Origin of the sequence: Rhodoplanes sp. (assembly GCF_013377085.1) — a bacterium.
Taxonomy (GTDB): Bacteria; Pseudomonadota; Alphaproteobacteria; order Rhizobiales; family Xanthobacteraceae; genus Rhodoplanes.
The window spans coordinates 1-12,742 of record NZ_JACAAX010000074.1; the positions used below are offsets into that span (position 1 = coordinate 1).

Sequence of the window (12,742 nt, forward strand, 5' to 3'; positions counted from 1 at the left end):
GCCTCCGGCCTGGTGGCGCTCGGGATCTTGCTCTCGGTCGTCGATCTGGTCTCCGACCTCTACGGCCGCTCCGGCTGGCTCGGCACGCTCGGCCTGGTGCTGGCCGCCGTCTCGGCCGTCGCCTTCACGGTGGTGGCGGGACGCGAGGCGGCGAGCCTCCTGCGCCTCAAGGCGATCGACCAGACCCGCGACCGCGCCGCCGGCGCCATCGCCAGCGACGACCGCGCCACCGGGCGGGCCGCCGTCGGCGAGCTTCTGGCCGTCACCAAGCAGATGCCGGCGCTCGCCCGGGCCCGCGTGCGGGTGCAGTTCCACCTCAACGAGATCATCGACGGGCGCGACCTCGTCCATCTCGCCGAGCGCGAGCTGATGACGTCGCTCGACGAGGAGGCCTGCCGGCTGGTGACCAATGCGGCCAAGCGCGTCTCGGTCGTCACCGCGGTGAGCCCGCGCGCCGCCGTCGACATGCTGTTCGTGCTGATCACGGCGCTCGGCCTGGTGCGCCGGCTGGCGCTCCTCTACGGCGGACGCCCGGGTGCGCTCGGCCTCGCCCGGCTGATGCGGCATGTGGTCTCGCATCTCGCCGTCACGGGCGGCCTGTCGGTCGGCGACGGCGTCGTCCAGCAGATGATCGGGCAGGGCCTCGCCGCCAAGGTCTCGGCCAAGCTCGGCGAAGGCGTGCTCAATGGCCTGCTGACCGCCCGGCTCGGCCTCGCCGCCATCGACGTCACAAGGCCGCTGCCGTTCTCGGCGCTCAAGCGGCCGACCCTGCAGGATCTCGCCGGCGGCCTTCTGCGCTCGCCCGAGCGCGCCGACGCCGCCCCGGCCGGTGCCACGCCGCGCGCCGCCACGGCGGAGTGACGAGCACGGACTGACCTGTGAGGACGAGACCCGCGGCGCCGGTCGTGGACCGGCGCTGGTCGCGTTTCTGTGCATTGGAACCTTCGAGGCTGTTTTCGCGTTGATGTGACACGTTTTCTGTCGCGTCACCCCGTATTCGCGTTCTAGCCCTCGGAGTTCCGACTGATGCTGAGCGCGCGGCGCGGGACGCTTCGTCTGCTCCGTGCCCTCATGGTCGGGGCCGTCGTCGTTCCGGCCGCCCTGTTCGCCTATGCGGGCTGGGTGTCGTGGCAGTCGACCCACGCCCTCGCCGACGACCGCATCACGCGGTCGCTCGACGTGCTGCACGAGCACGCCCTGAAGGTGCTCACCACCGGCAATCTGGTGCTCGGCGAGATCGTCGAGGCGGTGGACGGCCGAACAGCCGACCAGATCCGCACCCGTGAGCCGGAGCTGCAGCGCCGCCTCGAGCGGATGGCCGACCTCTTGCCGCAGGTGCAGTCCATCTGGGTCATCGATCGCGACGGCTACGCGCTGGTCAGCAGCTATTTCGCCCCGGCGCCGCGCAATGCCCCGCTCGCCGACCGCGACTTCTTCCGCGCCCAGGTGGAGCAGGACCGCGGCACCTTCGTGAGCAGCGTGTTCATGCCGCGCCTCGTCGACGGACCCTCGTTCTTCAGCATGAGCCGCCGCCTCTCGACGCTCGACGGGCGGTTCAACGGCGTCGCCGCGGTGTCGATGCTGCCCGGCGATTTCGAGAAGTTCTACGCCGAGCTCGCCCGCGGGCCCGGCGAGCTGTTCGCCATGATGCGCGACGACGGCGCCTTCCTGGCACGGTATCCCGGCAGCGCCGGGACGGTCGCGGCCCTCGACCGGGAGACGAGTCCGTTCTTCGCGCAGATCGCGCGGGCGCCCGATCGGGGCCTCTACACCGGGCTGTCGCGCAACGAGCGAACCGAGCGGCGGGTCGGCTATCGGCGGGTCGAGGGCTACCCGGTCTATGTCGTCGCGGGCATCGAGACATCGGCGATCCGCAGCGAGTGGCTGTGGCCGCTCACGAGTCATCTGGTGTTCGGGCTGCCGGCGACGATCCTGCTGTTCTGCGTGCTGTGGCTCGCGCACCAGCGCACCGTCGGGCTCTATGCCGAAGCCGACCGGCGCGAGGTGGCGGAAGCGGCGCTGCGCCACGCCCAGCGGCTCGAGGCGGTCGGCCGGCTGACCGGCGGTGTCGCGCACGACTTCAACAATCTTCTGATGGTTATCTCGGGCAGTGCCACCCGGTTGCGACGAAGCGAGCTCGACGACAAGGAGAACCGCCTGATCGAGATGATCACGACGGCGGCCGAGCGGGGCGAGGCGCTGACGCGGCAACTCCTGTCGTTCTCGCGCCAGCAGGCCCTGAGCCCGCAGAGCATCGACCTCGCGCTGCGCCTGCCGGAACTCTCCGAGCTGATCAGCCGCTCGCTCGCCGACGACGTCGAGGTCACGATCGACGTTCCCGACCTGGCCTGCCCCGTCAAGGTCGATCCGGGCGAGCTCGAGATCGCGATGCTCAACATCTGCGTCAATGCGCGCGACGCCATGCCGAACGGCGGCCGCCTGGTCATCACGGTGCGCGAGCTGACGCTCGACGAGGCGCGCGAGGATGGTCTTGCCGGGGATTTCATCGCGCTCGCCTTCGCCGACACCGGCGGCGGCATTCCGCCCGACCTGCTGCCACGGGTGTTCGAGCCGTTCTTCACCACCAAGGACCAGGCCAAGGGCACTGGCCTCGGGCTCAGCCAGGTCTACGGCTTCGCCCGGCAGGCGGGCGGCGACGTGCGGATCGACAGCCGCCTCGGCGGCGGCACGACCGTCATGCTGTTGCTGCCGCGCGTCCCGCTCGAGGCGGCCGCGGCGGCGCCGCGGCCGGAGCCGGCGGTCGCCGCGCACGGCCGCAAGACCGTGCTGGTGGTCGAGGACAATCTCCCGGTCGCCGACGTCTGCCGCTCCTATCTGGATCAGCTCGGCTACGACGTCGCCTTCGCGGCGTCGCCGCGCGAAGCGCTGACGGCGCTGCGCGAAAACCACGCCGTCGACATCGTGCTGTCCGACATCCTGATGCCGGGCGGCATGAGCGGCGTCGATCTCGCGCGCGAATTGCGGACCGTCGCGCCGTCGCTGCCGATCGTGCTGATGACCGGCTTCAGCGATCGCGCCGGCGATGTCGCGCGGGACGGCTTCCCGGTGCTGCGCAAGCCGTTCGGCGTCGACGCCCTGCAGCGCGAGCTCTCTGCGGCGCTCACTCGCTGCGAGGCGCGCGAGCGCGCCAAAGCGCCCGGCATCGCGTGAGGGTCGTCGCCTGTGCCTGCGCGCCGCGTCAGACCGGGCCGGTGGCGATCGGGCGCAGCGGCTCCTCGGTCCATTCCGACATCGAGCCGTCGTAGAGCGACACGTCGGGCCGGCCGAGGATTTCCGACAGCACGAACCACGGCGTCGCCGCCTGGTGCCCGGTGTTGCAGTAGTTGATCACCGGCCCGTCCGGGACGCGGGCGAACAGCGCCGCGAGCGCGGCCATGTCCTTCAGCCGCTGCGTCGCCGGATCCCACGCCATGGTGTGGTCGAGCTGCACGGCGCCGGGCAGGCGGCCGGCGCGCTTGGCCTGCGGGCTCTTGCTGTCGCCCTCGAAGAAGGCGGTGGCGCGGCTGTCGAGCAGCACGGCGTCGCCGGCGCCGACCGCCCGCACGACCCGGCCGAGGTCGGCCCGCAGGCTTTTGGCGAGCGCGACCGGGTAGGGAGCCGTGGACGCCGGGACCGGGCTGCTGCCGCTCTCCACCGGCCGCGCCGGGTCGGCACGCCAGGCCGCCATGCCGCCGTCCAGAATGGTGATCTTCGCATGCCCGGCCATGCGAAGCGTCCAGTAGACGCGCGCCGCCGCCGCGAGGTCGCCCGCCGAGGTGCCGGCCGAGACCACCACGGCGGTGTGCGCCGGCGTCAGCCCGGCCCGTCCGAGCAGGGCGGCGAGTGCCGGCGGCTCCGGCAGCAGGCCGCTCGCCATGCCGATGGTGGCGCGCCAGCCGTCCGCGACATAGTCGGTGTGCCCGGCACCGGGAATGTGCGCCGCCTCGTAGGCGGCGCGGCCGCCGCCGTCGACCACCGAGCGGATGTCGAGGAGGCGGAGCGCGGAATCGGTCAGATGTGCGGCGAGCCAGTCGGCGGAGACGAGCGGCGGGACGGGATCGGACGAAGCGGCGGTGGACGGCGTCGGCTCGGACATGGGCACTCCTGGGTGGAAGGCCCTTATAGCATCGGTGGCCGGCCTTCGCCCGATGCTCGTCACGGCACCGGGTGTCTCCTCACAGTGAGGGCGGAGGAGGCGCGGCGGAACGACCGAGGGTCACACCGAGAAGTCGCCGCTGCGCGGGGTGGCGCGCTGGCGCGGGATGCGCGCGCCGCGCCGCTGCAGGTCCTTGAGGATGACGTACATCTGCGCGGCCGTCAGCGCATCGTTGAAGGCGTCGTGCTGCGGCAGCATCGACAGGTTGAGGTCGTCGGCGATGGCGGCGTAGCGCAGGTCGATCTCGGTGCCGGGCGGCGCCTTGCTGTATTTTCGGTCGTAGTAGAGCTGGGAGACGTCGATCTGCCGGTTGGGCAGGTGGATGTTGAGCATGCTGTACAGGTACTTGTTGAGCATGCGCACGTCGAACGACACCCAGTAGCCGATCAGCGGCCTGCCGCCGATGAAGTGCAGGAACTCGGGCAACACCTCGCGGATGGTGCGGCCCATCTTCACGTCCGCCTCGCGGAGCTGGTGCACCTTGATGGCGCTGACGTCCATGGCGGCGCCGGGCCGGACCAGCGCCCGGAACGTCTCGCTGGTCAGGATCCGGTTGCCGCGGATCTTGATCGCCGCGATGCTGATCACGTCGTCGGCCAGGATGTTGAAGCCCGAGGTCTCGCAGTCGAGCGACACCACCTCGTCGCTGTCGTCCGGCTTGAACAGGAACGCATAGGCGTTGTCGGCCAGCAGCATCCGGTCGAACAGCGCGCGCGAGCGGCGGAGGATCTCGGTGCCCATCAGAACACGCTGAGATGATAGCGGTTGCGCACGATCTCGCGGAAGCGCTTGACCACCCGCAGCGCGTCGCGCAGCAGGTCGCGGTCGCGCGTGGTGAGCTCGCCGACCTTGACGATCGACTCGCGGTCGCGCCGGCCGGTCGCCATCGCGGCGAGCTGCGAGCGCAGCCTGATCTCCATGAAGTAGCCGAGCGCGCTGGTCAGCTCGCGGCCGAGATCGGCGCCGAACAGGCCCGCCTCGGCGAGCACCTCGATGCGTCGTGCGGTGGACACCTCGCGGATGCCCTGGTCGATCGCCAGCGTGCGAACGCCGTGCACGATCGGGAAGGTGCCGGCCTTCTTGACGTCGATCTCGTCGGAGCCGACGCCGACCGAGGCCATGATCGAGGTCAGCACGCTGGCGCTCGCCCCGGCGAACAAGTCGATGGCGCGGGCGAAGCGGGCGAGATGCGCCGTCTCGCCGCGCATCATCTCGACCATGGTGGTCTTGGCGCGGTCGAGCAGCTCGTGGTGGCCGGTCACCGAGACGGCGTCGAAGAAGATGCCGAGATTCATCGGCCCTTCCTGGTCGGACGCCCGGACCCAGCCTTCGACCTGCTTGAGGAAGTCGTCGATCGGCTGCGACCAGCGCGGGTTCCTGACCATCACGTCGCCGGGGCAGGGCGGGAAGCCGAAGCTCTCCAGCGCGTTCGTGAAGGCGTCGCGGAAGGCCTGCAGGTCGGCCTCCGGCACGGGGTGTGCCAGCAACAGGCCGTTGTCCTGGTCGGTGCGCACCGTCTGCTCGCCGCGGCCTTCCGATCCCATCACCAGCAGGCAGCCGTGCTGGCGGATCGAGGGGGGCGCGATCATGTCGAACAGCTTGGCGAACAGGCGGCGGTTGAGGTCGGAGGTGATCTCGGCGATCACCTCGACGCGGGCGCCCTGGCGGTGCAGCCGCTCGACCTGGCTCTGGATGTCGAGCGCGCAGGACTTCAGCTCGGCCGGCGCCCGTGCCTGCTCGATCTGGCCCGGGATGAGCTGCGGATTGCCGGCGACCAGGCCGAGAATGTCGATGTCCTCGAGCACGCCGACATACTCGCCGTCGGAGCGCACCGCGAGCCGGCGCTTGTTGTGGCGCGTCATGGCGATCACGGCGGCGAAGACGAAGTCGTCGGCGCCGATCGACGCCACCTCGAAATGGCTGACCTCGCGCACCGGCGCCTCGAGCGGCTTGCGGTCGAGCACGAAGGCCTTGGCCAGATTGGCGCCGGTGACGATGCCGACGCGCTCGCCGTCGCGCACGAACAGCGTGTTGTTGTTGCGGTCCTGCATGAGCTGGCCGGCGTCGTGCAGGCTGGTCGCCCCGTCGACGAAGATCGCCGCGTGGTAGCGCACGTCGCGCACATGGGCCCGCAGGGCCGAATCGACGCCCTCGCGGTCGCGCCGGTCGTAGGACCGCAGCTTTCGCGAAATCTCCGAGTAGAAGAAGGCGGCGAAGCCGGGATTCTTGGCGATCAGGTCGAGGACGACGGCCTTGGGCAGCAGGTAGCAGAGCGTCTCCTCGGCGGCGACGAAGCTGGTCGCGGCCGGGCCGTGCACCAGCGAGCGCGCGTCGAACGTGTCCTTCGGGCCGAGGCCGGATTCGATCGTGTCGCCGTCGCGCTCCTCGACCCGTCCCTTGATGACGACGTGGAGGCTCTCGGAGCGCTGGCCGGTCGCGATGATGGTGTCGCCCGGCGGGAAATAGCCGATGTCGATGGCGGCTCGCAGCGTGCTGATCTCGTCGTGGCTGAGCCGGTCGAAGGGAGGATTCTGGACGTCGAAGGCCTGCGGCATGGAATCACCCGGAACCTGTGCCGGTCTCCGTCGCGCGGCGGCGTACGTCGTGATGGCGGAGAGGAAAACGGGCGGCCGCACCCCGACGGGAGCGACCGCCCGAACATTGCCGTCCCGGCCGGTCCGCCGCGGCGGACCGGCCGGTCGCAGGTCTCAGTGGGCGACCGCCTTGTGGGAGCCGATGCCGGTCTCCGAGCGGATGAACTGCTGCTCGAAGGCGGCGCGATCGATCTGCGCCCGGTTGCTCGAGTCGAGCTTGGAGAACAGCCAGATGCCGCCGAACGCGATCGCCATCGAGAACAGCGCCGGGTTGTCGTAGGGGAACGGCGCCGTCGCGAAGCCGAAGGTCTTCACCCACACGGCCGGGCTCAGCACCACCATGGCGACCGAGCTGACGAGGCCGAGGAAGCCGCCGAACAGCACGCCCCGGGTGGTGGTGCCTTTCCACAGGATGGACATCAGCAGCACCGGGAAGTTGCAGCTCGCCGCCACCGCGAAGGCGAGGCCGACCATGAAGGCGACGTTCTGGTTCTCGAAGATGTAGCCGAGGATGATGGCGACGATGCCGATCACCACGGCGGAGATCTTCGAGACCTGCACCTCGCGGTCCTCCGAGACCCGGCCCTTGGCGATCACCGAGGCGTAGAGGTCGTGGCTGACCGCGGATGCGCCGGCGAGCGTGAGGCCGGCCACCACGGCCAGGATGGTCGCGAACGCCACCGCCGAGATGAAGCCGAGGAAGAGCGAGCCGCCGACCGCGTTGGAGAGATGGATCGCGGCCATGTTGGTCCCGCCCAGGAGGGCCGTGACCTTGTTGTAGGCGCCGTCGGCCCCGACCTTGTAGAAGCTCGGATCGTTCATCAGGAACGTGATGGCGCCGAAGCCGATGATGAAGGTCAGGATGTAGAAGTAGCCGATGAAGCCGGTCGCGTAGAACACCGACTTGCGGGCCGCCTTGGCGTCCGACACCGTGAAGAAGCGCATCAGGATGTGCGGCAGGCCGGCTGTGCCGAACATCAGGGCGAGGCCGAGCGACACCGCCGACACCGGGTCGGAGACGAGATTGCCGGGGCCCATGATGGAGATGCCCCGCGGGTGGGTCTCGACCGCCTTCTTGAACAGTGCCTCCGGCGAGAAGCCGAACGTGATCAGCACCATCAGGGCCATGAAGGTGGCGCCGCCGAGCAGCAGGCAGGCCTTGATGATCTGCACCCAGGTGGTCGCCACCATGCCGCCGAAGGCGACATAGATGATCATCAGGGCGCCGACCACGATGACGGCGTAGAGATAGGGCAGGCCGAACAGCAGCTCGATCAGCTTGCCGGCGCCGACCATCTGGGCGATCAGGTAGAACGCCACGACTGTCAGGGTTCCGAGTGCCGAGAGGCTGCGGATCTGGGTCTGCTCGAGGCGGAACGACACCACGTCGGCGAACGTGTACTTGCCGAGGTTGCGCAGGCGTTCGGCGATCAGGAACAGGATCACGGGCCAGCCGACCAGCCAGCCGACCGAGTAGATCAGCCCGTCGAAGCCGGAGGCGAAGACGAGGCCCGAGATGCCCAGGAACGAGGCGGCCGACATGTAGTCGCCCGCGATGGCGAGGCCGTTCTGGCCGGCCGTGATGCCGCCGCCGGCCGCGTAGAAGTCCGCGGCCGAGCGGGTCCGACGCGCCGCCCAATAGGTGATCACCAGGGTCATCGCCACGAAGGCGAAGAACATGATGACGGCGGGGAGGTTCAAGGCCTGCTTGCCGCCGCCCTCGATGGCGCCGGCGGCGTGCGCGAGCGACGCGAAGGCCGGCAGGGCGGCGACGGCGATCGCCGCCGAGATCGTGCGGGTTCCACGCATCACTTCACCCTCTCGACGATCTGCTGGGTGATCGCGTCGAACTCGGTGTTCGCCCGGGCGACATAGATGCCGGTCAGCACGAAGGCCGAGACGATCACGCCGAGTCCGACCGGGATCCCGACCGTGGCGACGATGCCGGTGCCGAGCGGGATGGCGAGGACCTTGGGCACGAACGCGATGACGAAGATGAAGCCGAAATAGATGATCAGTATCGCCGCGGTCAGCGTCCACGCGAAGCGCGACCGCTTCGAAACCAGTTCCTGGAATTGTGGATCGTTCTTGATGGTGTCGATTGAGATCGAACTCACTGAGTCCCCCTTGGAGTTTCTCTTCCCGAGTCAAAATGGCCGGCCGGATGGAGCGCCCAGCTCTATTGTTGGCGGCCACGATAGTCGAAGGGGGAGACGTCAGCAATCCGACCAAAGGCGCACAGTCCGTCCGCGTCGCGGCTCGGCGCGATGCGGTCGGATCGGTTTGCCGCGCTGCAGCGAAACCCGGATCGAGGGGCGAGGCGCCGCGGCATGCCGCGGCGCCTCGAAGCGTCATTCGGCCGGGTTCGCGGCGAGGCCGGTCGAGCCCGTCATGGCCCGCCGCTCCATCTCGGCGAACGCCTGCTCGGAGGTCGGCTCCGGCTTCAGCAGCGACACCACGATGCCGACCGCGAAGGCGAGCGACATGGTGACGATGCAGGGGTTCTTCAGCGGGAAGGACCACCACTGTTGGGCCAGCCAGACCGGGTCGTTCTTCAAGAGATCGACCTGGATGGTCGGTCCGAGATAGATCAGCAGAAGCGTGCCGATCGCGCCGAACAGGATGCTGGAGACGGCGCCTGCGGTGGTCAGCCGCCGCCAGAAGATCGCCAGCATCAGGGCCGGGAAGTTGGCCGAGGCGGCGATCGAGAAGGTGAGGCCGACCATGTAGGCGACGTTCTGCCCCTGGAACACGATCCCGAGCAGGATGGCGCAGACGCCGAGGATCACCGAGGCGATGCGGGCGACGAGCAGTTGCTCGTCTTCGGTGGCCTTGCCGCCCTTGACGGTCGAGACCCAGAAGTCGTGCGACAGCGCTGCCGCGCCCGACAGGGTCAGCCCGGCCACGACGGCCAGGATGGTGGCGAAGGCGACGGCGCAGATGAAGCCGAACAGGGCCGGCCCGCCGAGCGCATTGGCCAGGAGGGGCGCCGCCATGTTGCCGCCGCCGCCCGCCTTGAGGATCACGTCCGGCGTCACCAGCACCATCGCGCCGAAGCCGAGGATGAAGGTGATCAGATAGAAGCTGCCGATCCAGACGGTCGCCCACACCACCGACTGCCGGGCCTGGCGGGCGTCCGGCACCGTGTAGAAGCGCATCAGGATGTGGGGCAGGCCGGCGGTGCCGAACATCAGGGCGAGGCCGAGCGAGACCGCGTCCCAGGCACCGGTGACCACCTTGGTGCCGGGCTCCAGCACCTTGCCGCCGTAGGCCTCGGCCGCCTTGGCGAACAGGCTCGCCGGGTTGAAGCCGAACTTCGACAGCACCAGCAGAGCCATCGCGAACGCGCCGCCGAGCAGCAGGCCGGCCTTGATGATCTGCACCCAGGTGGTGGCGATCATGCCGCCGAACAGCACGTAGGTCATCATCACGCAGCCGACGATGACCACCGCGACGGTGTAGTCCAGGTCGAAGAGCAGCTTGATCAGGGTGCCGGCGCCGACCATCTGGGCGATCAGATAGGTGAGCACGACCGACATGGTGCCGATCACGGCGGCGATGCGCACCGGCTTCTGGTTCAGCCGATACGCCACCACGTCGGCAAACGTGTACTTGCCGAGATTACGCAGCGGCTCGGCGATCAGGAACAGGATGATGGGCCAGCCGACCAGCCAGCCGGTCGAGTAGATCAGCCCGTCGAAGCCGTTCAGCGCCACCAGGCCGGCGATGCCGAGGAAGCTGGCGGCGCTCATGTAGTCGCCGGCCAGCGCGAGGCCGTTCTGGAACCCCGAGATGCCGTGCCCGGCGGCGTAGAAATGCGCCGTCGTCTTGGTGCGCCGCGCGGCCCACCAGGTGATCGCCAGCGTCAGCGAGATGAAGATGAAGAAGAACAGGATGGCGAGCCAGTTGCTGGAGGCGCTCATGACGGCCTCCCCACATGGCCGGCGACCTGGCCGGCGGCCGCGACCGTGCGGTCGTAGTGGCCGTTGGCCCAGATCACGTAGATGAAGGACAGCACCCAGGCGGAGACGATCACCAGGGCGCCGAGCAGGATGCCCAGGCTCAGGCCGGGGCTGAGAAGAATGGAGAGCAGCGGCTTGTCGAAGGCGACCAGCAGGATGAAGCCAAAATAGAGAACCAGCATGATGGTCGTCAGCACCACCGCCAGGCGCAGCCGCGTTGCGGCGACCACATGCAATGCGGATTCGGTATCGGGCATGAAAGTTCCTCCCTCGGGGGCGGTTTCGTTTCCTCGGTCAGGCGATTTTTATGATGTGTTTGGTAAGATGCTGCCCGTTTCCCCGGACCGACGCAAGCGTTCTGGTTGTGGAATGTGGTGCACCGCAATAAGGGGTTGGTTGCATTCGCGTTCGCCATGCACATCGGCGCGCCGGGCGCGGTCGTGGCAGCCCCGCTCCCGACCGCTCCCGACCGCTCCTGACTGCTCCGGAGGTGCGTGATGCCGCCGCTACTCGGCGACGAACCCGGCACGCGAATGGTTGGCGTAGGTCGCCCAGGTCGGCGCATAGCCGTCGTCGGCCTGGTTGCCCCAGGCGGCCCAGCCGGGCCGGGTGCCGCGTGCGAACAGCTCGAGATAGGGGGCGGGCGAGCACGCCTCGATCAGGGCGTACTGCTCGTCGGGCTTTCGCGAGTGCTCGCGTTTTCGCGTGGCGAGGAAATTGACCTGCTTCCGGCCGGGCGCCAAGGTCCGGGCGTTCTTGCCGCGCACCCCGAACAGGATCAGCTCGGTGACGTTGCGGAAGTAGAAGCCGACGCCGCGGCCGTCCGGGCCGCCGTCCTTGCGCACCTTGTGCCACACGAGGTTCGACTTGTAGGCGAAGCCCCAGGCCCGCATCACGGCGAGCCCCTCGGGCAGCAGCGCGTTGGGGCACCACAGATAGAGATGCGCCACCGGCGCCGTGAGCGCCGCCACCGGCAGCGCCTCGATCTCGGGCAGCGTCAGCGTGCCGTAGCGGGCGAGACGCCGGTGCTCGGGCGCCATCTTGCCGGTGCGGTTGACGAACTGCCAGGGCGGGTCGGCCAGGATGGTGGCAAAGCGGCGGCCTGCGGCGAAAGCCGTGAGATCGGCGGCGGCGGTCCCTGGGGCGGTCATCCGGGCGGCCTCGGCGCGGCGCCGGCCGACGGTGCGGCGGCGCGCGACAGCCACGTCATACCCCGGGTCGCCCCGCTGCCGCCAGACCGCGGGGCGGGGGATTCACCGATCGTCGCCATGGCTCTCGCCGCAATCTCCGGCTAAGACGGTGGGCGATCGCCCATCCTCGTCGGGGAGGCGCCGATGTCGCCCGATGTGCCGCCGGGCCCGCTGTTTCCGCTGTTCCGGCGCGCCGTGCTGTTCTGGCTGCTGCTGTTTGCGCTGGCCTTCGCCAATGGCGCCTTCCGCGAGCTCGTGCTGGTGCCGTGGCTCGGGCCGTCCGCCCTGCCGCTGTCGGGGGTCTCGGGGATCGTCCTGATGGGGATTGCGATCGCGCTGTTCGTTCACTCCGCCCGGCCCGGTTTCGGAGCGGCCTTCGCCATCGGGGCGATGTGGCTGGTGCTGACGCTGGTCGCCGAGGCGGTCCTGGTGGCGGCGAGCGGCCAGCCGGTCCGGCTCGTCGCCGACGCGTTTTCGGCGGTCGCGGTCGCGGACGGCAACCTGTTCGCGCCCTTGGTGGTGTTCGTCGCGCTCGCACCGCCGCTGTTCACGTTGCTCCGCCGCCCGCCGCATTGACGGGCGACGCCGAAGCCCTCGGGCGGCCGCCGGCTGCCTCGATCGGGCCTCACTCGGCGGCCAAAAGCCGCTATGGTCGTCCGGGTTCCAGTTTTCGTGTGTCGAGGCTTGTCATGATCGATCGCCCGTCTTGCCTGCTTTTGGTCGCGAGCCTGCTCGCGGCGCCCTCCGCCGCGCTCGCGCAGGCCCAGGCCCCGCTCGAGGACCGCTGGCCGGCGCCGACCCAGCAGATGGAGCAGCGCGCCCCCGCCGCCACCGAGACGC

11 protein-coding genes are annotated in these 12,742 nt (G+C 69.5%); 3 read left to right on the forward strand and 8 right to left on the reverse strand.

The features are described from left to right. Positions 1 to 861, forward strand: an 861-nt coding sequence (locus HXX10_RS28355; protein ID WP_296526775.1) for a YcjF family protein, incomplete at its 5' end; no start/stop codon positions are given. 165 nt (positions 862 to 1,026) lie between these two features. Beyond that, entirely contained in the window at positions 1,027 to 3,171 is a 2,145-nt protein-coding gene (locus tag HXX10_RS28360) for a hybrid sensor histidine kinase/response regulator (protein WP_296526776.1), read from the forward strand. A 28-nt stretch (positions 3,172 to 3,199) separates the two neighbouring features. Here HXX10_RS28360 and HXX10_RS28365 read toward each other — a convergent pair whose 3' ends face one another. The 8 genes from HXX10_RS28365 to HXX10_RS28400 all read right to left on the reverse strand — a co-directional run bounded on the left by HXX10_RS28365 (position 3,200) and on the right by HXX10_RS28400 (position 11,863). Next, complete coding sequence (locus tag HXX10_RS28365) at positions 3,200 to 4,096, reverse strand: sulfurtransferase (RefSeq protein WP_296526778.1); 897 nt, start codon at positions 4,094 to 4,096, stop codon at positions 3,200 to 3,202. Between the two features lie 120 nt (positions 4,097 to 4,216). Then, entirely contained in the window at positions 4,217 to 4,897 is a 681-nt protein-coding gene (locus tag HXX10_RS28370) for a 3'-5' exonuclease (protein WP_296526779.1), read from the reverse strand. Then, positions 4,897 to 6,711 (reverse strand): DUF294 nucleotidyltransferase-like domain-containing protein, encoded by a 1,815-nt coding sequence (locus HXX10_RS28375; RefSeq protein ID WP_296526780.1) that lies wholly within the window; start codon positions 6,709 to 6,711, stop codon positions 4,897 to 4,899. The genes HXX10_RS28370 and HXX10_RS28375 overlap by 1 nt, the downstream gene beginning before the upstream one ends. Positions 6,712 to 6,864: 153 nt before the next feature. Continuing rightward, positions 6,865 to 8,559, reverse strand: a complete 1,695-nt coding sequence (locus tag HXX10_RS28380) for a cation acetate symporter (protein WP_296526782.1) — start codon at positions 8,557 to 8,559, stop codon at positions 6,865 to 6,867. Further along, complete coding sequence (locus HXX10_RS28385; protein ID WP_296526784.1) at positions 8,559 to 8,867, reverse strand: DUF485 domain-containing protein; 309 nt, start codon at positions 8,865 to 8,867, stop codon at positions 8,559 to 8,561. The genes HXX10_RS28380 and HXX10_RS28385 overlap by 1 nt, the downstream gene beginning before the upstream one ends. Positions 8,868 to 9,101: 234 nt before the next feature. Further along, a complete protein-coding gene (locus HXX10_RS28390; RefSeq protein ID WP_296526785.1) occupies positions 9,102 to 10,673 on the reverse strand; it encodes a cation acetate symporter in 1,572 nt (523 codons plus the stop codon). Continuing rightward, entirely contained in the window at positions 10,670 to 10,969 is a 300-nt protein-coding gene (locus tag HXX10_RS28395; protein WP_296526788.1) for a DUF485 domain-containing protein, read from the reverse strand. Before HXX10_RS28395 ends, HXX10_RS28390 begins: the two co-directional genes overlap by 4 nt. A 249-nt stretch (positions 10,970 to 11,218) precedes the next feature. Further along, on the reverse strand, positions 11,219 to 11,863 hold the full coding sequence (locus HXX10_RS28400; RefSeq protein ID WP_296526790.1) for an MT-A70 family methyltransferase: 645 nt from the start codon (positions 11,861 to 11,863) through the stop codon (positions 11,219 to 11,221). Between the two features lie 183 nt (positions 11,864 to 12,046). On the opposite strand from HXX10_RS28400, the gene HXX10_RS28405 reads away from it, so the two are divergent. Further along, positions 12,047 to 12,478 (forward strand): hypothetical protein, encoded by a 432-nt coding sequence (locus tag HXX10_RS28405; protein ID WP_296526792.1) that lies wholly within the window; start codon positions 12,047 to 12,049, stop codon positions 12,476 to 12,478. Positions 12,479 to 12,742 lie beyond the last annotated feature (264 nt).

Coding starts and splice junctions, on each gene's coding strand:
- HXX10_RS28360 (WP_296526776.1), top strand. CDS start 1,027: ATGCTGAGCGCGCGGCGCGGGACGCTTCGTCTGCTCCGTGCCCTCATG.
- HXX10_RS28365 (WP_296526778.1), bottom strand. CDS start 4,096: ATGTCCGAGCCGACGCCGTCCACCGCCGCTTCGTCCGATCCCGTCCCG.
- HXX10_RS28370 (WP_296526779.1), bottom strand. CDS start 4,897: ATGGGCACCGAGATCCTCCGCCGCTCGCGCGCGCTGTTCGACCGGATG.
- HXX10_RS28375 (WP_296526780.1), bottom strand. CDS start 6,711: ATGCCGCAGGCCTTCGACGTCCAGAATCCTCCCTTCGACCGGCTCAGC.
- HXX10_RS28380 (WP_296526782.1), bottom strand. CDS start 8,559: ATGCGTGGAACCCGCACGATCTCGGCGGCGATCGCCGTCGCCGCCCTG.
- HXX10_RS28390 (WP_296526785.1), bottom strand. CDS start 10,673: ATGAGCGCCTCCAGCAACTGGCTCGCCATCCTGTTCTTCTTCATCTTC.
- HXX10_RS28395 (WP_296526788.1), bottom strand. CDS start 10,969: ATGCCCGATACCGAATCCGCATTGCATGTGGTCGCCGCAACGCGGCTG.
- HXX10_RS28400 (WP_296526790.1), bottom strand. CDS start 11,863: ATGACCGCCCCAGGGACCGCCGCCGCCGATCTCACGGCTTTCGCCGCA.
- HXX10_RS28405 (WP_296526792.1), top strand. CDS start 12,047: ATGTCGCCCGATGTGCCGCCGGGCCCGCTGTTTCCGCTGTTCCGGCGC.